This window comes from Gynuella sunshinyii YC6258 (assembly GCF_000940805.1).
GTDB classification, from domain to species: domain Bacteria; phylum Pseudomonadota; class Gammaproteobacteria; order Pseudomonadales; family Natronospirillaceae; genus Gynuella; species Gynuella sunshinyii.
In genome coordinates this window covers 3,553,808-3,573,366 of the sequence record NZ_CP007142.1, presented here as the reverse complement: position 1 = coordinate 3,573,366, position 19,559 = coordinate 3,553,808, and the positions used below count along the sequence as shown (strand labels likewise).

The 19,559-nt window shown below is 58.1% G+C and carries 6 protein-coding genes; 2 read left to right on the top strand and 4 right to left on the bottom strand.

Annotation, left to right across the window (positions count from 1 at the left end):
* Position 1: 1 nt before the first annotated feature.
* Genes YC6258_RS15395 through YC6258_RS15380 form a run of 4 tightly spaced genes read right to left on the bottom strand, consistent with a single transcriptional unit; the run spans position 2 to position 17,502 of the window.
* Positions 2 to 9,535 carry a non-ribosomal peptide synthetase gene (locus YC6258_RS15395; RefSeq protein WP_044617771.1) on the bottom strand — a complete coding sequence of 3,178 codons (9,534 nt, stop codon included), beginning with the start codon at positions 9,533 to 9,535 and terminating at the stop codon, positions 2 to 4.
* Positions 9,532 to 14,505 (bottom strand): non-ribosomal peptide synthetase, encoded by a 4,974-nt coding sequence (locus tag YC6258_RS15390; RefSeq protein ID WP_044617770.1) that lies wholly within the window; start codon positions 14,503 to 14,505, stop codon positions 9,532 to 9,534. Before YC6258_RS15390 ends, YC6258_RS15395 begins: the two co-directional genes overlap by 4 nt.
* The gene (locus tag YC6258_RS15385) at positions 14,505 to 16,511 is read right to left on the bottom strand and encodes an AMP-binding protein (RefSeq protein ID WP_044617769.1); all 2,007 of its coding nucleotides are present in this window, start codon (positions 16,509 to 16,511) and stop codon (positions 14,505 to 14,507) included. Before YC6258_RS15385 ends, YC6258_RS15390 begins: the two co-directional genes overlap by 1 nt.
* The gene (locus YC6258_RS15380) at positions 16,498 to 17,502 is read right to left on the bottom strand and encodes a TauD/TfdA family dioxygenase (RefSeq protein ID WP_044617768.1); all 1,005 of its coding nucleotides are present in this window, start codon (positions 17,500 to 17,502) and stop codon (positions 16,498 to 16,500) included. Before YC6258_RS15380 ends, YC6258_RS15385 begins: the two co-directional genes overlap by 14 nt.
* Positions 17,503 to 17,732: 230 nt before the next feature.
* On the opposite strand from YC6258_RS15380, the gene YC6258_RS15375 reads away from it, so the two are divergent.
* Both YC6258_RS15375 and YC6258_RS15370 read left to right on the top strand, forming a co-directional pair.
* The gene (locus tag YC6258_RS15375; protein ID WP_044617767.1) at positions 17,733 to 17,948 is read left to right on the top strand and encodes an MbtH family protein; all 216 of its coding nucleotides are present in this window, start codon (positions 17,733 to 17,735) and stop codon (positions 17,946 to 17,948) included.
* Positions 17,949 to 17,957: 9 nt separating this feature from the next.
* Complete coding sequence (locus YC6258_RS15370) at positions 17,958 to 19,385, top strand: diaminobutyrate--2-oxoglutarate transaminase (protein WP_044617766.1); 1,428 nt, start codon at positions 17,958 to 17,960, stop codon at positions 19,383 to 19,385.
* The last annotated feature ends 174 nt before the right edge of the window (positions 19,386 to 19,559 follow it).

Below are 19,559 nucleotides of genomic sequence, written 5' to 3'. Positions count from 1 at the left end.
CTTATCCTTCTAATTCATTAAGCAGTTGATCCATCAGGTCGAGGCTATCGTCCTGAGCATCGTGGCCATCGGCATGGCGGGCTTCTATGGCCTGCGCCAGTGCGGCAATGGTGGGTGCGGCAAACAGTGATTGCAGATCCGGACGCACCCCAAACTCAGCCTCCACCCGACTGATCATCTGCATGGCCAGCAGTGAATGGCCACCCAGTTCGAAGAAACTGTCTTCGGCCCCCGGCGTCAGTTGCAGCAACTCCTGCCAGATCAGCGCCAGTTGGGTTTCGGTTGCGCCTTCAGGTGCCCGGCTGTGGCTTTGCAGCGGCAGTGCATCAAGTCCCTGCAACAGTGCCTTGCGATCGATTTTGCCGTTGCTGTTGAGGGGCAGTTCCGGCAACGCCATGATGGCCATGGGAATCATGTAGCCCGGCAACCGGTTTTGCAGTTGTGCTTTGAGAGTGTCGACTTGCACGGCGTCACCGTTTTCAGCGGTGACCCAGGCCAGCAGACGCTGTTGTTCATCGGTGGCGACTACCGCTTCCTGTACCCCGTCACACTGACGCAGAGCGCTTTCGACTTCGCCGAGTTCAATGCGGTAACCACGGACCTTGACCTGGAAATCCCGCCGGCTCAGATACTGCAACGAACCATCTGTCAGCCGCCGCACAAGATCCCCGGTGCGGTACATGCGCTGACCATCCTGCTGGAACGGATCCGGCAGAAACGCAGCCGCCGTCAGCTCGGCGGCATGGTCGTAACCGAGCGCGACGCCTTCGCCAGCGATGAACAGTTCCCCCACGGCCCCTTCCGGCACCGGTTGCAAATCGCCATCGAGCACATAGCAACGATTGTTCATCAGCGGCCGGCCAATCGGCGCAATACCGCGAATATCGTCACTGAGGGCCTGGCTGGTCGACCAGACCGTGGTCTCGGTCGGACCATAGGCGTTTATGAGTTGGACTCCCCGTTCCATGAGAGTGCGGCTCAGCTCTGCCGATACCGCTTCGCCGCCAATTAGCCCTCGTACCGGTGGCCATGCCTTGTCACCGTCAGCCAGCAGAATCTGCCAGCCTGCCGGGGTGGCTTGCATGACAGTGGCCCGACGCAACAGCGCCATAAGTTGCCGGCCATCGACGACCTCCGCACGGTCGGCCATCAGAATCGAGGCCCCGTGCAACAGCGGCAGATAAAACTCCGGCACGCTCATATCGAAGGATGCGGTGGTCACCGCCAGCCAGGTATCGGCTGCCGACAACGGCAGTACTTCTGCCAGTGCATGCAGAAAGTTATTGAGATTGCGGCGACTGATCATCACCCCCTTGGGCTGACCGGTGGAGCCCGAGGTGTAAATGATGTACGCCGGCTGCCATGGATAGCGCCGTACCTGCGGATTGTGTTGCCACTGTGATGGAACACCATCCAGCGACCACTGATCCAGCGCCCAGAGTTCAGCAGAGTTGTCGTCGTCCGCAGTTACGGCCAGCCGGTCGGCCAGCGTGCTTTCGGTCAGAATCAGTTCGGGCTGTGCATGGCGACAGATGTAGTGCAGTCGTTCGGCCGGATGATCCGGGTCCAGGGGAATATAGGTGGCTCCTGCCTTTTGCGCTGCCAATAGCGCAATTTGCAGCCAGGGACCACGATTAACAGCGATCGCCACCCGCTGCGGACGTTGCGGGCGGGCCAGCATCCGATGCGCCAGCTGATTGACCCGCTGGTTCAGTTGCTCGTAGCTCCACGACTGTTGACGATGGATCAACGCCACGGCAGTAGGCGTACGCACCACCTGTTGTTCAAAGCGGCTGATGGTGTCCTCTTGCGGATCCAGCGGCACGGCCTCAGGATTCCATTGCAACAACCGGGTCAGATCTGCGGTTTCATGAACAGTCAACGCCGCCATGGGCTGTTCCGGTGCGGTCAGCATCTGATCCAGCAGAGCCAGATACTGACGCAGATAGCGCCGGGCCGTGCTTTCAAACAGCAGATCGGTGTTGTACTCCAGCACCGCGCACCAGCGCTCACCACGTTGCTCAAATTGCAGACCGATATCCGCCAGCGCGGTGTGATCATCACTGTCGAGGCGCTGTAACGGCAGACCGGCAAACTCACTGTGCTCGTGGTCGCTGACCTGTATCAGGTTGAACATCGCCTGAAACAGCGGTGAACGGGCCGGATCACGCGGAACTTTCAACAGCTCCACCAGTTGTTCAAATGGCAGATCCTGATGCTGCTGGGCATCGATCAGCACCTGACGCAGCCTGAGCCAATGTTCGGCGACGGACTGGTTCGATTGTATCGGCGCGCGAATCACCTGGGTCGAGGCAAAAAAGCCGATCAACTGTTCGGTGTGTGGCAGTTGCCGGTTGGCCACCGGCACCCCGAGCCAGACATCCGGCTGTCCGCTGTAACGGGATAACAACCGCTGCCAGGCACTCAGCAATGGCACCATCGGCGTCAGCGAATAGTGTTGACAGATCTGTTGCAGCTGCTGACTCTGTCGTTCCGATAACTCCGACCGCAGGCGGCGGCCATGATGACTCTGTTGCGCCGGTCGCGGCAGATCCAGCGGCAGATCCAGTACCGGTACCTCCCCGCTAAGCTGTTGCAGCCAGTAATCACGCTGCACTGCCAGACGCTGCCGGGCAACCTCACTGCGCCACCAATGGCTGATATCCACAAACTGCAAGGCCAGCGGTGTCAGCGGTTGATCGAGATACAGCGCTTCCAGCTCCTGCACAAAGACCTGCAACGACCAGGCATCGCCCAGCAGATGGTGCATATTCAATTGCAGGATGGTATCGCCGTCGAGACGATACAGATCCAAGCGCCACGGCGGACCGGAACGCGGATCCAGAGGCTGATCGGCGGTATTGGCGAGCACGGTTGGCAGAGTCTCCGCCGTTACTTCAGCCTGATGGAGATGCAATGGCAGTTCGATCTGTTCCAGCAGTTGCTGTACCGGACCATCGGCGGTGTCATCAAAGCGGGTACGCAGACTGCCCTGACGCTGCACCAGCGCGGTTAACGCCTGGCGCAATCGTGGGACATCCAGCGCACCGTGCAGACGCAGCGCCAGATTCAGCTGATACGCCCGGCCGGCACCACTGAACTGCTCCAGAAACCAGAGTCGCTGCTGGGTCGGATGCATGGGCTGTGGTTGCAGCGCCGCCTCATCGGCCAGCGCCGTGATGTCGACACTCTGGCCGGCCTGTTGCAGCTGTTCGGCCATGGCATCCAATCGTGGATGGGTAAACACTGCCGCCAGCGGCAGGGTCACGGCAAACCGTTCTGCTACGCGGCTGACCAGTCGAGCCGCCAGCAGAGAATGCCCGCCAAGGGCAAAGAAATGATCATCGGCCCCGACTTCAGGACATTTCAGCAATTCACACCAGATGGCTGCCAACCGTTGTTGCCATTCGGTCTGCAAGGGTTGTCGGGTGATGGCTGGCCGGCTGTCGGCCTGAGGCTCCGGCAATTGCCGGCGGTCCACCTTGCCATTGCTGTTCATCGGCAGCTGTTCCAGCCACTGATAATGGGCCGGCACCATGTAATCGGGCAGCGCGGCCGCAAGATGGCTTTGCAGATTGGTCACCGCTATCGATGCACCGCTCCAGTAGGCCACCAGACGGGCGTCCTCGCCCTGGCCCCAGAGCCGCACGGCGGCATTGCTGATGCCTTCAAAGCTCAGCATTCTGGCCTCGATTTCACCGAGTTCGATGCGGAAGCCGCGCAGTTTCACCTGAAAATCAATGCGCCCAAGATAGTCCAGCACACCCGCCGCATTGACCTTCACCCGGTCGCCGGTGCGATACATGCGCGCCCCCGGCCGAGTGCTGAAGGGATCCGGCACAAAGGCAGCAGCGGTGAGATCGGCCGCGCGGTAATAACCGCTGCCGAGATTGTCACCACTGAGATACAGCTCTCCGGCCACGCCTTGAGGCACCGGACGCAAGGCCTCATCGAGCACATACAGACGCGCACTCTGCCCGGCATAACCAATGGGCAGTATGTCCTGATCAACCTGGACAACCGGGTAATAACTCGCAAACACGGTAAATTCAGTCGGGCCGTAGGCATTCAGCAGCCGCCCGCCACGAGCCAGCAGCTGGCTGGCCTGTTCGGCGTACAGTGCTTCACCACAGGCAATCAGTTCCATGCCGTCAAAACGCAGCCCGGTATGTGCCAGCAGCAGGCTCCAGGTAGCCGGCGTGGCCTGGAGCAGATGGATATCATTGTCGCTGACCAGCCCGGCAATGGCCGCCGGATCTTTCACGGCGGTACCTGAGGCAATGACCACATGTGCCCCGACGGTCAGCGGAAACAGCAGTTCGGTAAAGGCGATATCAAAACAATACGTGGTCAGACCCAGCACCCCCTGACCCGCCTGCAAATCCAGCTGCTGAGCCAGATCGGCAGCCAGATTATCGAGGTTGCTGCGCTGAATGGTCACGCCTTTGGGCTGACCGGTGGAACCGGAGGTATAGAGCACATAAGCTGGCTGAGTGGCACAGACCGGGAGCGCCTGCCAGTCAAACCGGTCATCGCTATCGGCCCAGGGCGACATCATCACCGCCGCCGGATACCAGTCACTGAGGCGCTGGCGCAGGCTGTCATCGACGATGGCCACGGTAACCGCCGCGTGCTCCAGCACGTAGCCGGCCCGCTCGCGTGGCCATTGCGGCTCCACCGGCACATAAGCAGCACCGGCTTTCAGCACCGCCAGCATGGCCACGACCATAGTGACTTCCCGTTGCAGGCACAGGGCAACCCGATCACCAACACCCACACCCTGCCGATGCAGCGCTGCAGCCAGGGCATCACTGTGTCGATCCAGTTCAGCATAACTGAGTTGATGGGCCGGACCGATCACCGCCACGGCATCGGCATTGGCCTGCACCTGAGCAACAAACCGCTCCAGTAGCGCAGGCCGTGGTAACGATGGCTGCTCATCCACAGTATTCAGAGCGACGCTATTCAGCGCTGCGCCATCATCCAGTCGCAACTGTCCCAGACGCTCATGAGGATGAGCCAGCAGCTGTTCGACAATATCAATGAAATGCCGGGCCATCGCTTCCATACGGGCAGCGTCAAACAAATCAGTGCTGTATTCCAGTTGTAACTGCTGGCCGATGATATCGAGTTTCACATCACACATGGCGGTATCCGGACGGTTGTCCAGCACCTCCACATCGATATCCGGCAAGGCCAGGGCCGCCAGCGCCGGTTCCGGCAGATAGTTAAACAGCGCCTGAAACACCGGGTTATGGCTGAGCTGACGTGGGACACCCAACTGTTCAACCAGATAATCAAACGGCAATTGCTGATGAGCCTGGGCATTGAGCATCTGCTGCTGCACGCTGGTGACCAGTTCATTCACGGTCATGGCCGGCAATAACTGCGCCCGCAATACCAGGGTATTCACAAAACACCCCTGCATCTCATGGGTGTCCACGCTTTCGCGGTTTGCTGCCGGCACCCCGATCAACAGTTCCGACTGGCCACTGTAATGGGACAGCCACAATTGATAGGCCGCCATCAGTACCGCAAAGCGCTGATCGGCCCGGTACTGTTGCTGCAATTGCTGTTGCAGCGCATCACTCAACGGCAGTTGCAGACGTTGGCCGTGGCCGGAAGGCCGCACCGGTCGCGGACGATCCGCCGCCAGCGTCAGCACCGGCAGTTCACCGCTGAGCTGTTGTTGCCAGAACTGCAAGGCAGTGGTCATGGCCGGAGACTGCATCCACTGTTGTTCGGCCACGGCGTAATCAGCGTATTGCAGCGCCGCCGGTGCCAGTTCAGATGCCGGTTGAGAGTAGCCCTGACAGAATTCAGCGATCAGCTGTTGCAGGCTCCAGGCATCAGCAATGATGTGGTGGCAACATAGCGACAGCACATACTGCTGATCTGCCATCTGCACCAGGGTGACCCGGATCAGCGGCGCGTCATCGAGTTTGAACGGCTGTTGTGCCTGTTGACGCAACAGCGACTGCAAGCGCGCGTCCTGATCGGCGTGACCGCGCAGATCCAGCTGAGTCAGCGGCAGGGTCAAATGCGGCAGGATGTGCTGACAGGGCATTTCATCCACCACCACAAAACCGCTGCGCAGAATTTCATGACGCGCCAGCAGTTGATTCCAGGCGGCTTCGATCCGCTGTGGCTGTACGTCGCCGGTCAGCCGCACTGCAGCGGCGAGATGCCAGACCGCGCTGCCGGGTTCCAGCTGCTGCATAAACCACATCCGTTGCTGGGCATAAGATAAGGGAATTTGCTGGCTACGGTCGGCCTTGCGAATCGTCAACTGCGCAGCTTCCTGCTGATGACTTTGCAGCCAGTCGGCCAATGCAGCGATGGTCGAGTGTTCAAAGATGACCCGCAACGGAATCTCCCGTTGCAGCTGGCGACTGAGCTGACCACTGACCCGGGTGGCCAGCAGAGAATGGCCGCCCAGCTCGAAAAAGTCCGCGGCGGTACCGATATTTTCGAGCCCGAGCACGGCTTCCCAGACAGCTGCAATGGTCTGCTCCAGCTCATTGGCCGGTGCCACATAGGTGGCCTGTTGCAGGGCATTGAAATCCACTGCCGGCAGGGCCTGACGATCAATTTTGCCATTGCGGTTACGGGGTAGCTGTGCCAGCGCCACAAAAGCCGTCGGCACCATGTAATCCGGCAGACCGGCGGCGACAAAGTCTTTCACCGCCTGCCAGTTCCCCTGCCCCGCCAGTGCTGTACGTGCCGGTTCATCAGCAATACCGAGATAGGCCACCAGCATCGTACCGCGCCGGGTATCTTCGGTGGCCATGACCACCACTTCCTGAATCTCTGGATAGTGCGCCAGCCGGGATTCAATCTCTCCGAGTTCGATCCGATAACCGCGCACTTTAACCTGATAATCCACTCGACCGACGTATTGCAGCCGACCATCTGCCAGCCAGCGCGCAAGGTCGCCGGTCCGGTACAGACGTTCGCCACTATCACTGAAGGGATTGGGAATAAACGCAGCAGCGGTACGGGCCGGATCATGCAGATATCCGCGCCCCACGCCGGTACCGGCGACGTACAGCTCACCAATGGCCCCCACCGGCAGCGGTTGCAGCTGGGGACTGAGCAGATACAGCCGGTTGTTCAAGGTTGGCCGGCCAATGGGTACGTGGGCCAGAGCCGCATCCGCCGCCGCATGAATCGGATAAAACGCCACGTCATCGGAACATTCCGCCGGACCATAGGCATTCATCATCGGAATCTGCGGGTAGCGCTGACACCATTGCCGCGCCAGCGCCGGTGGCAGAGCTTCGCCCGTGGGCAATATCCAGCGCAAGGTATCGACCGAGGCTGATTGCAGCAGCATGCCCTGTATTAATGCCGGCACCGGTTCGAGAATGCTGATGCCCCGGCTGTTAATCGCCGGCACCAGTCTGGCCGGGTCCTGGCTGATGCAGTCAGGCAGAATCTCCACCCGGGCACCCAGCAACCCGGCAATCAGCAGCTGCCAGACGGAAATGTCGAAACATTGATTGGCGGTCTGGGCAATGACATCGTCGGCCGTCAGTTGCAGCGGTTCGAACTTGCCCAGCATGTTGTTGAGCATGCCCTCGCGGGTGACCATGGCCCCTTTAGGGGTACCGGTGGAGCCAGAAGTGAAAATGACATAGGCCAGTTGCTGCGGCTGAGCACTCTGTACCGGATTCTCATAGCGTTGCACTGGCGTACTGTCGCCGTCATAGATCAGGGTCTGCGGACACTCTGTGATTCCCTCAAGCGCCCGGGTCAGTAATGTCTGATATGCCGCCGGTGCCAGCACCAGAGCAGTGCGGCTGCGGGCAATGACCGTTTGCAGCCTTAACGGTGGATGTTGGGGGTCCAGTGGCAACCAGGCGGCACCGGCTTTCAATATCGCCAGTATCATCACCAGCAGGTGGCGGTCGCGTTCGGCCAGCACTGCCACCACGCTGTCGGCACCGATGCCCTGTTGCATCAGAGTATGGGCCAAACAGTTGGCGCGCTGGTTCAGTTCGTCATAACTGAAGCCGCCATCCTGATCATGCACCGCCAGCTGGTTGGGCACCGTCGCTACCTGTTGTTCAAACAGGGCGATATAGTCATCGTTCGTGGCAGCGCTTGCGCCTTCACCCCAGCGCTGTTGGGTGGCCAGTTCTGTGCTGCTCAGCATGGGCAAGGCCGACAAAGGTGCCGCTTGCCTGCCTTGCGCCAATAAGGCATCGGCCAGCCCCAGTAACAGAGTCTGGTAATGGCCCAGCATGGTGGACACCGCAGCGGCGTTGAAATCCGTGGTTTGATAGGTCAATTGCAGATGCAACTGCTGACCGGGAATGATGACCACCGTCAGCGGGTAATTGGTATGGGTGCGGTTGGCGGCCTGTTCGATGATGAATTCCAGATTTTCCTGTTTCAGGCCGGCATCCATGGGTGCGTTTTCAAACACAAACAGACTCTGAAACAGATCCTGCTTGGGCACGTCGCTCCATTGCTGAATATCCGCCAGCGAGCTGGTTTCGTGATCGCGCAGAGCCAGGTTTTCGGCCTGCAATGCCTGCAACCAATCACGCGCCGACTGTTGTGAGTCGATCCGCCAGCGCAACGGCAAGGTGTTGATGAACAGGCCAACGATGGCTTCCATCCCCGGCAGATGCGCCGGCCGGCCGGCCACGGTAACCCCGAACAGCACATCCTGTTCACCACTGTAACGCGACAGCAGTTGGGCCCAGGCTCCCTGAGCCAGAGTGTTGACGGTGATGCGGGCACTGGCGGCAGCCTGTTGCAGGCGTTCGGTCTGGGCGGCACTCAAGCGTTGCACCACATCGCGTACCGGTACTTCATCTTCGTAGGCCATGGATTCCCGAACCCCCAGGGGAGTCGGCGTGTCGAAGCCCTGCAACCGCTGTTGCCAGAAATCACGATGAGCGTCGGCCGGTTGCTGACCCAGCCAGTGAATAAAGTCGCGATAACGCCGTGGAGCCGGCAGCTCCAGGGTTTCGCCACGGCAAAAGGCGCGATAATAGTTGAGAAAGTCCATCATGATGATGGAGAAACACCAGGCATCCATGAGGATATGGTGATAACTGCGGACAAACTGCCATTCATGCTCTGCCAGCTGGATCATCCGTACCCGCATCAGTGGCGCCCGGGTAAACGGCAGACCTTCACGACGCTCCTGTTCCAGCAGGCTTTCCAGTTGTTGCTGCTGTTCGATGCGGCTCAGGTGCCGCCAGTCGAGCCATTCAACCGCCAGCGGGCATTGTTTGAACACCACCTGCAAGGGCTGTTGCTGCTGCTTCCAGACAAACGCCGTGCGCAGCAGTTCATGACGCTGTACCACCGCCTGCCAGGCGCGATCAAACGCGTCCTGATTGAGATCCTCCATGACCATGACATGGCGGTATTGCAGCAGATACATACCGCTGCCGGGATTCATCAGACTATGAAACAGCAGTCCCTGCTGCATGGGCGCAAGCGGATAGACCGCTTCGATGTTATTGGCCAGATCCCGCTTTAAACGGCTTTCCGGGGATTGGATCGGGCGGTTCATGGTTGTACCTCGTAAACAGGGGTTGCGAGCAGTTCTTCCAGTAAGGCGTTGAAGGCGTCGTCGTCGATGCCGGCATCGGGGAAATCAATGGCGGTGGCGCGGCCGTTCTGGTCGTTCAGGCAATGATCAAGGAGATCCTGAAGACGCTCGATAAACCGTTGCGCCAGCGCCGGGGTGTCAGCAAAAACCGAATCCTGACCGGGATAGCACCAGTCGACCTGAAGACAGCCTTCGACGATCAGGGCATTGATATCGAGCAGATGGGAACGCCGGTTTTGCGGCGCGCGCATACCGGGGCACCATAACTGCGCCAGCTGCCACAGACTATCGGCTGCCGCCACTGGTTCGCGTCCCAGATAGTTGAAGGTCACCAGTGACGACTGCGGCCAGGCGGAATCAGGATCCTGAGTCGCAGCGAGATAGCGCCAGAGACCGTAATCGAGACCGTTGCCAGGAACCCGTCGCAAGGTCTCCTTGACGCTGATCAGCGCGGTGTCGGCATCGTCCGAGACCGTAAACGCCTGTGGATAACGGCTGGTGAACCAGCCCACTGAGCGCGACAGATCAATCTCTGCATCGCTTGTTTCGCGGCCGTGGCCTTCGAGTTCGATCACCACCTGATCGCTGCGCAACCAGTCACCGAGCACCCCGACCAGCGCGGTCAGCAGCAGCTCCGGCACCTGAGTGCGATAGGCCCGATGCGCATCCCCCAGCAACTGCCGGGTCCACGCGGCATCAAGATGCACCAGACAGTGCCGGCTGGTGGCATAGGTATTGGTGCTGGAGTCAGTCACGCTGGCGTCCGTGGGCAGCAAATCCGTTGCGTTCTGCGACTGTTGCGACCAGTAACGTTGGCTGGATTCAGGCAATTGAGTGGCAGCGGTTTGCAGGATCTGCTGCCACTGCGCAAACCCGGTGGTCACCGGTGCCAGCGCCGATTGCTCCTGGCCCCGATACAGGTGTTGCAGTTCGTCGAGGACGATCTGCCACGAGACTGCATCGATAATCAGGTGATGGGCGCAGGCCAGCAGCTGCCGGGTGGCAGGAAAATACACCAGCCGGATCAGCGGTGCCTGCGACAGCTGAAAATCACTCTGCCATTCGCTCAATACCGTGGCATCGGGCTGGCGTGAATCTTCCACTACCAGGCGGGTCTGCCACTCCGCTTGCCAGGGCTGGTAGCGTTGCCACCATTGCTGGCCGTCGTGTTCAAAGCTGAGTCGCAGTGCGGCATGACGCTGCACCACGGTTGCCAGTGCCTGTCGCAGGCGGGCGCAATCGATGGTTTCGGCACATTGCAGCCACAGGGATTGATGCCAATGGTGCGGTTGCGGTTGCGACTGATCAAAAAACCATTGCTGAATCGGCGTCAGGGCAAACCGCCGCGAGGGCTCTTTTTTGGTGGCTGAGGGCTCTTTAGCGGTGGTTGAGGTTTTCGCAGCGGACGCGGCCTGGCTTAGCGGTTCCGCCACGGTGGCCAGAGCGGCCATGGTCTGGTGTTCAAAAATCGCCTTCGGGGTCAGTTTGATGCCTGCCTGTCGGGCTTTGGCGATGATTTGCAGGCTGAGAATGGAATCCCCACCCACCTGAAAGAAGTTGTCGGTGGCGCGCAGATCAGGCTGGTTCAGTACCTCGCGGGCAATGGTCAGCAGCGCCTGCTCCATCGGATTAGCCGGCTGCTCTGCCAACTGCGCCACCTGCGCCAGTGCGGCAACGGTCTGGTGTTCAAAAATGGCTTTGGGTGTCAGTTTGATACCGGCCTGACGGGCTTTGGCAATAATCTGCAAACCCAGAATGGAATCGCCGCCATGGGCAAAAAAGTTATCATGAATACCAAGCTGCGGACGGTTTAGCAGCGTTCGCCAGATTGCCAGCAGGGTTGTCTCGGTATCGCTCAGGGCTGTTTCAACTCCGCTCAGGGCTGTTTCAACCCCGCTCAAGGCTGTAGGCAGATCACCGGTTTCACCGGGCAGCGGTCCGTCGAGGGTTACACTCACCGCGTCGCCCGGCTGATCCGGGTCCGGCAGTGCCTGTTGGTTCACTTTGCCGTTGGCCAATAATGGTATGGAATCGATCAACAGCCAGCGCGCCGGCACCAGATAATCCGGCAGTTGCGACCGCATCTCGCGCCAGACCCGACGCGCGGTGTCGGCATCTGTGCGCAGGTAGGCCACCAGCCGGTTCTGACCGCGCTCATCGGCCCGGTTCAGTACCCAGGCATCGGTAATATGCTGCTGCAACCAGGCACTCACCTCACCCGGCTCGACCCGGAAGCCGCGAATTTTGACCTGAAAATCCATCCGGCCGATAAACCGCAGCCGGCCGTTTTCCATCACCACCTTATCGCCGCTACGGTACCAGCGCCCGGCATCATCGATAAACCGCTGCGCCGTCAGTTCCGGTTGCTGCCAGTATCCTTCCCTCGATACCGTCGGCCCGGCAATCAACAGCTCGCCTGGAAATCCCTCGGCGACGGGATGCAGACAGTCGTCCACCACCCGCACCCGGACATTGGCCAGCGGCCGCCCCAGGCTGATCGTGCCATCACCTTCGATGGCATCGGCCAGCACACCGACGGTGGTTTCGGTCGGACCGTAATGGTTGACGATGCGCAGTGCCGGCTGGCGTTCACGCAGCTGCGTCAGCAGTGCCGGCGACAGCGCTTCACCGCCACAAATCAGGGTATGCCGGGGCAACAGCGCGTTGTTTTCGGTGGCCGCCAACAGACCCCCAAGATGCGATGGCACGATTTTCAGACAGTCCACCGGATATTGTTGCAGATGCTCCGCCAGGGCATCGGCGTCGTGGGCCAGATCCTCATCGAGCAGCCGCAGAGTGCGCCCGGTCAATAGTGCGCCAAACACCGCGGTATAGCCAAGATCGGCGCCGTTGCCGGCGAGTGCCGTGAGGCTGGCTGCAGCCGGCAGTTGCAGGCGCTGCATCACCGCCTCGGCATAATGAATCAGATTGCCATGACTGATCACCACGGCTTTGGGCTGACCGGTGGAACCGGAGGTGTAAATCAGATAAGCCGGCCGCTCAGCTGCCGGCGAGGCTGGTTGCCAGGGTGCCGGCGGATATTCGTCAGTCTGATCGACGTTCAACCAGCGCGTACCCTGCGGCAACCAATCCGGTTCTATACCGTTGCCGATCATCAGTCGCAGTCCGGCGTCCTGACCGATAAACGCCAGTCGCGCCTCCGGCCAACCGGCGTCCAGGGCCACATAAGCGGCTCCAAGCCGCCAGCAGGCGAACATCCAGACAATCTGGGCCATATCCCGATTCAACCAGATACCAACCCGGTCACCACTCTGTACTCCCAGGGCCGTCAGCCGAGCGGCAAACTCGTCCACCCGACCCAGCATATCGGCGTAACTCAGCTGTTCGCCGGCCATGGCGAGGGCGGTTTGATCTCCCCGCTGCTGACACTGGCTCAACCAGGCCTGCAAGGCACTGTCATGGCTGACGGATAAGCGCTCACCCTGTAACTCCGAGCGTTGTTGCGCGGTGGTCAGGGTCAGCTGCGGCAGAGTCAACTGCGGATCGTGCAGCAGTTGCTGCACCACGGTATTCATCATCGCCGCGATGGTGGCGACTTTTTCCGCCGTGAAAATTTCCCGGTTGTAACGCCACTGACCAGTAAATGCGCGACGGTTATCGACGATCACCAGATTGAGTTCATGGGCGGCACCGCGCTGTCCGGCCATGATTTCCTGTTCAATCAGAGCCTCTTTCAAGGGTTCCGGGCGTTCGCTGTTGAGGGTGAACATGTGCTGAAACACCGGGCTGCGCCCGGCCTGTCGTGGCAGATCAAGCTGTTCCAGCAACTGCGCAAACGGATAACTCTGATGCTGCAAGGTGGCCTTGACCTGATCTCTGACCTGCGCCACCCAATCGGCAAACACCAGCGATTTATCAAGCTGACAATGCAACACCAGCGGATTCACCAGATAGCCCACCAGGGTTTGATGAGCGGGTTTCAGCCGTCCCGATCCCGGGGTACCGATGACAAACCGAGACTGCCCTGACAACCGGCCAAGTAACCACTGAAAGGCTGCCAGCCACCACACATACGGGGTCACACCTAGGCTGCGACAATGCTGCCGCAGACGTTCGGAATCGGCCTCAGACAGAGCAAAACGCAGTTCCCCACCGGACTGCCCCGTACGGGCGGTGGCCGGCTGGTCCACCGGCAATTGCAGCTGGGGCACATCAGCCAGAGTCTGCAACCAGAACTGTCGTTGGGGCTCAGCGTGGCGCAATGCGATTTCCTGTTCTGCCAACCAGTCCTGATAACGGTAATCCGACGCTGATGACGGTAATTGTCCGGTTTGTATGGCGGTTAACCATTCATGCCGGATGCGTTCGAAAGACATAAAATCCGCAGCGATGTGATGCGCCATCAGCAACAGGTAGCATTCGTGTCCATTCGCGTGCTGATGTTGCAACAAATGCGCGCGACAGATATCCCCCACTTCCAGCCGGAAAGGCTGATCGGCCAGGTCTGCCAGCAACTGCTGAATATCCTGCTCGGGCAGTCCTTTGACCCGGTGAATCTGCAATTGAGGCCGGTAAGCAGGACCAGCTTGCTGCACCACTTCGCCATCCTGTTCGACATAGGCGCGGCACAAAACAGGATAACGCTGCATCAACAATTCAAAGGCACTGGCAACGGCATCTGGCTGTACATGAGATTTCAGTTTAATGGCGTAGGCCATGTTGTAAGCGTTACTACCGGGATTCAGGCGATACAAAAACCACAAGGACCGTTCATTGGCACTCAGGGCACGCACCTCGAATGTCTCCGGGTGCCGTTGCAGATAGTCGATCAATGCTGTTTTATGGGTGCGGATCTCCGCCAGCAGGGTGTCATCCATGGCATGTTTGGGTGCCTGAAAACGCAAACTCTGTTGCTCCACCCACAAACGGATATTCAGCCGGCGACAACGATTGATCAGCGAGGTCAGCATCAGATTTCCCCCTCAATCATGGTCTCGGAACTGTCCGGCCCTGGCTGACCCATTGCAGCCACTACCCCTTGGGCGAGTGCGCTGATGGTATCGCTTTGCCAGATCAGCTCGGGGTCAATCTCCTGCTGTAAGGCCTGACTCAGGGCATCATTCAGAGTCATGGCATCCACTGAATCCAGCCCGCTGGCAGACAGCGGTTGGGTAGCATCAATACTGTTCAGCGGCAGTTTTGTCTGCTGTGCAGCCCAATGACAGATCCACGTTTCAATAGCGCTGGCAGTCACCGGAGCCATCAGTGATGGAAGCACCACCGTGGGTTCATCTTCACTATAAGCCGAGGCCTGCCATTGATGGATGACTTTCAGTTCGGCGGCCAAAAACAACTCCCGACAGCGGAGCCGCTGAATTTTTCCGGAGGTGGTTTTTGCCAGCGATGCCGGAGAAATCAACACCACTGCAGACAGGCTGATATCATGGGTTTCGGTGACCGTCTGACGGATACGATAAATCAGTTGTTCGAGGTCATCACGGCGACTGCCCTGACGACTCAGCTCCTGTACCAGCACCAGCTGTTCCGGCTGGCCAGCCTGATTGACGGCAAATACGGCACCACCGTGATCAGTCAGATCGTGATCCACTGCCTGCACCGTCGCTTCTATATCCTGCGGGAAATAATTGTTGCCGCGCACGATTAACATCTCTTTCAGACGACCACTGACGTACAGGTAACCATCGCGAATAAAGCCCAGATCACCGGTCCGGAAATAACCCGGTTCAGCGGCAATGGTCTGATTGAAAACCTGCTGGTTCAGTTCATCTCTGGCCCAATATCCACGGCTGACACTCTCGCCCCGAAAACAGATCTCACCACTCCCACCTTCCGGTTGAAGCTCCAGAGTTTCGGGGTCGACAATACGGATATCGAGTGCTTCATGCAGTTGGCCGGAACTGACCCATTGAACGGCATCACCCGGACATAAACGATAACACTCGCCAATGGGCGTAGTAGTGACAAACAGGCAGGCCTCAGCCATACCGTAACTCGGCTTCATTGCTTCCGGTGCCAGTCCGGTGCCGGCAAATGTCTGTTCAAACCGTTGCAAGGTAGCGGCCAGAATCGGTTCCGCACCATTGGGAATGATTTTCCAGCAGGACAGATCCAGGGATGCCAACTGGGTCTGAGTGATGCGACTCGCACAATGATCAAAGATAAAGTTAGGACCACCACTAATAGCTGCACGACAATCAGAAATGGCTTTCAGCCATAAATACGGACTTTGCACCACCAGCGGTGGCGGTAGCAGACGGACAGTGGATCCGCTCAATAGTGGCGTCAAAACATAGCCGACAAATCCCATATCGTGGTACATGGGCAGCCATGACACGCAGCTCCGCTGTGCTGAAAACTGCAGCCGCTGTTGAATCAGCCGACTATTGGCCAGCAGATTGGCATGGGACAACATCACCCCTTTTGGCATCCCTGTGGAACCAGAGCTGTATTGCAGGAACACCAGATCATCGCCCTGCACCGCCGGCCGATGCCAGTCGTTCACAGCCGCCATATCGGCCTGCGCTGGCACGGTGGTTATCCCGCAGGTTAATGATTCTGACGATAACCATTCCTCAACCGTACCCATATGCTGATCCAGGCAAATAATCTGACTGGCCTGACAATCACGGGCAATGGCACTGAGACGGCCCCAGTCGCGCCGCCGGGATTGAGGTGGATAAGCAGTCACAGCAATGATACCGGCGTACACACAGGCGAAAAAACCGACGATATATTCGATGCTGTTCGGCATCATGAGAATGGCCCGCTCACCGGTATTGAGCTGGCTGCCCAACTGTACTGCGAGGGCTCGGGCACGCTGGTCAAGCTGGACAAATGTGATACTGTCGGTAACGCTCTCGCCGTTGGCAGAATATTCAAAACAGACTTTGTCGTGATACTGTTCTGCCTGCTGCTGTAACAGCGCGATCCAATCCAGCGGATTATGCAGAGACATGATTCGACTCCTGTACCAGCACACCATCCACGACCGGTTCAGCCATTGCCACGACAATTTTCCGTTCACCCTGAAAGCGATTACGACCATGGGCTACGAGCATATTATCAAGCATCAGAATATCGCCGGGCTGCCACGGAAAACTGACCTGATGACGCTGAAGCACTTCACGCACGTGATCCAGATCGGCTTCATCGATGGCAGAACCATCGCCGTAATAGACATTACGCGGCAAATCAGCTTCTTCAACAATGGACAGCAGGGTTTCACGGACATGAGGTTGCAGATTGGAGACATGAAACAAATGCGCCTGATTGAACCAGACCGTTTCGCCGGTGCGCGGATGCACTGCCACCGCCTGACAACGCTGACGCGTTCTCAGCTCGCCATCATCTTTCCACTCGAACTCAATATGATTAGCTTGGCAAAAATTTTCCACCGCTGCAGGGTCATCAGTGCTGAAGGCTTTCTGCCATGGCAGGTCAAGTCCGTTACCGTAGTTACGAACATATAACAGGCCATTATCGATAAATTTCCGGCGAATGACCGGATCAATGGACTGATATACCTGACGGCTGTCAACGATGGGGGTTTCACCGCCCTGCTCTGAAGCGGTAATGCAATGAAACCAGATTTTCATTGGCCAGCTGCGGGTATAGGCCTGCTCATTGTGCAGTGGAATAATCTGATGAGCAGGATATTCTGTGGAGGTATACACCCCGGTTCTGACTTCCGCTCTCGGGGTGGAAGCATAATCGTAGTTCAACAGCTCATAACCGAAGGATTGCGCAAATGCCTGGAAATCCGCTTCGCCATCCACCTGAAAACCACGGAGCAAAATACCACCATATTTTTCGAGGTTTTCATGAATGATGGCATGCAGCCGGTCCAGGCAGTTTTGCCATAGCAGGTTATTGTCCGGCCTTACCAAAAAAGGCAAATGTCCTGCAAACTGTTCCGACTCCACTACGATCACATCACTTTCCGTCATTATTTCTCCGCCTTGTATGTCTCACTGTTGAACCCTGCGATCACGACTTCACCTGATCACAGCAGGTTGCAAATGGTTGGTATGTCAATCATCCCGATTCGAATACGGGCATATGATACATATTTGATATCGAAACTAAATATTATTGATAATTATTTTCATTTAGAGATATGCTATGAAACGAAACGTTAGACAGGCAACTTGCGCCGAGCACAGAAGGTATTGAAGTTATGAGTTTTGATGATCCGGATACCCACTTTGAAGTTGTGGTGAATCACGAACAGCAGTACGCCATTTGGCCATCTTACAAGGATATTCCTGGCGGCTGGCAAAAGGCCGGCAAATGCGGTCTTAAAGACGAATGTCTCGCCTACATCAAGGAAACCTGGACAGATATGCGCCCAAAAAGCCTTAAAGATGCCATGGCATCTAATACTAATGAATGAGCCCGAAACATGGACAACCTCTGCATCGATGAAACACGGGTTACTTCCGCCTCTGCACACACACAACCGCCTGCGGACTCACTAACCCGACTACAGCAACAATCAGACCGTAACCTGGATAACGATGTATTACTGGAACGCCAGCAGCAACGTGAATCCAACGCTCGCAGTTATCCCCGCCGGTTGCCTCTGGCACTGGTTCGTGGTCATGGTATCTATGTAGAAGACAGCCGTGGCCAGCTGTACATTGATGCCCTCGCTGCCGCCGGCACCCTGGCCCTGGGTCATCACCACCCGGACATACAGGAAGCCATCCGCCAAACCCTTGGCAGCGGTATACCGATGCAGACCCTGGATCTCACCACACCGGTCAAAGATGAATTCATCGAACGATTATTTGCACTGCTGCCGGCAGGTTTACAGTCCAACAGCCGGGTGCAGTTTTGCAGTCCCTGTGGCGCCGATGCCGTAGAAGCCGCCATCAAACTGGCCAAAACCGCAACCGGTCGACACAACGTGATTGCCTTTGCCGGTGCCTATCACGGCATGACCCAGGGCACACTGAGCCTGATGGGCAACCTCGGGCCGAAACGCCATCTGGGTACCACGGTGCCAGGCGTGCAGTTTCTCCCCTACCCTCATGCCAGACGCTGCCCCTATGGATTGGGCGCAGCCGGAGTACAGGCCAGTTTGAATCAATTGGAAAGCATGCTGACAGATCCGGAATCCGGTGTTCTGACCCCGGCGGCAATCATCGTGGAAGCGGTTCAGGGAGAGGCCGGCGCGTTGCCGGCTGACCTGGAATGGCTGCGCGGACTCAGACGACTGACCCGCCAGCACGGCATTGCCCTGATTCTGGATGAAGTACAGGCCGGCATGGGACGCACCGGGCAGATTTTTGCGTTTCAGCACGCCGGTATCGAACCGGACATGATCGTGCTCTCCAAAGCCATTGGCGGTGGCCTGCCACTCGCGCTCATGGTGTATCACCAGGATTGGGATACCTGGCAGCCCGGTGCCCATGCCGGCACCTTTCGTGGCAACCAGCTGGCCATGGCCACCGGTCAGGTAGTGATGAACTGGCTGCACCACAACCAGCTGCACCTGCACGCCGGACAAATGGGAGAACGACTGCTCACCAGGCTCAGACAAATCCACAGCCCCATCATTGGCGAAGTGCGCGGCCGCGGATTAATGATCGGTGTGGAAATCGTCGACCCAGAACAACCACAAGATGCACTTGGCAACCACCCTCTGGACGGCCAACGCGCCCGCCAGATTCAACGAGAAGCACTGACCCTCGGACTTATCACCGAAGTCGGCGGCCGACATGGCTCGACAGTACGACTACTGCCACCGCTGATCATCAACGAAACCGAAGTGGACGCGATGGCCGATATTCTGAGCGAAGCCATACTGCGGGCCGGGAATCAATAACACCGGCGTTTTAATCAGCTCACTCGTCAGTGCCTGGGGTCAGGCTGAGTGGGCTGGTTTTGGGAAATTCTGTTCTCACTTATAGCCTAAGCGACTGAATTTCCTCAGTCCTCATTATTAATTGCATTGCGAATTACTACCTACATCGTCAGATCACTGGCGCCACTCAATAGC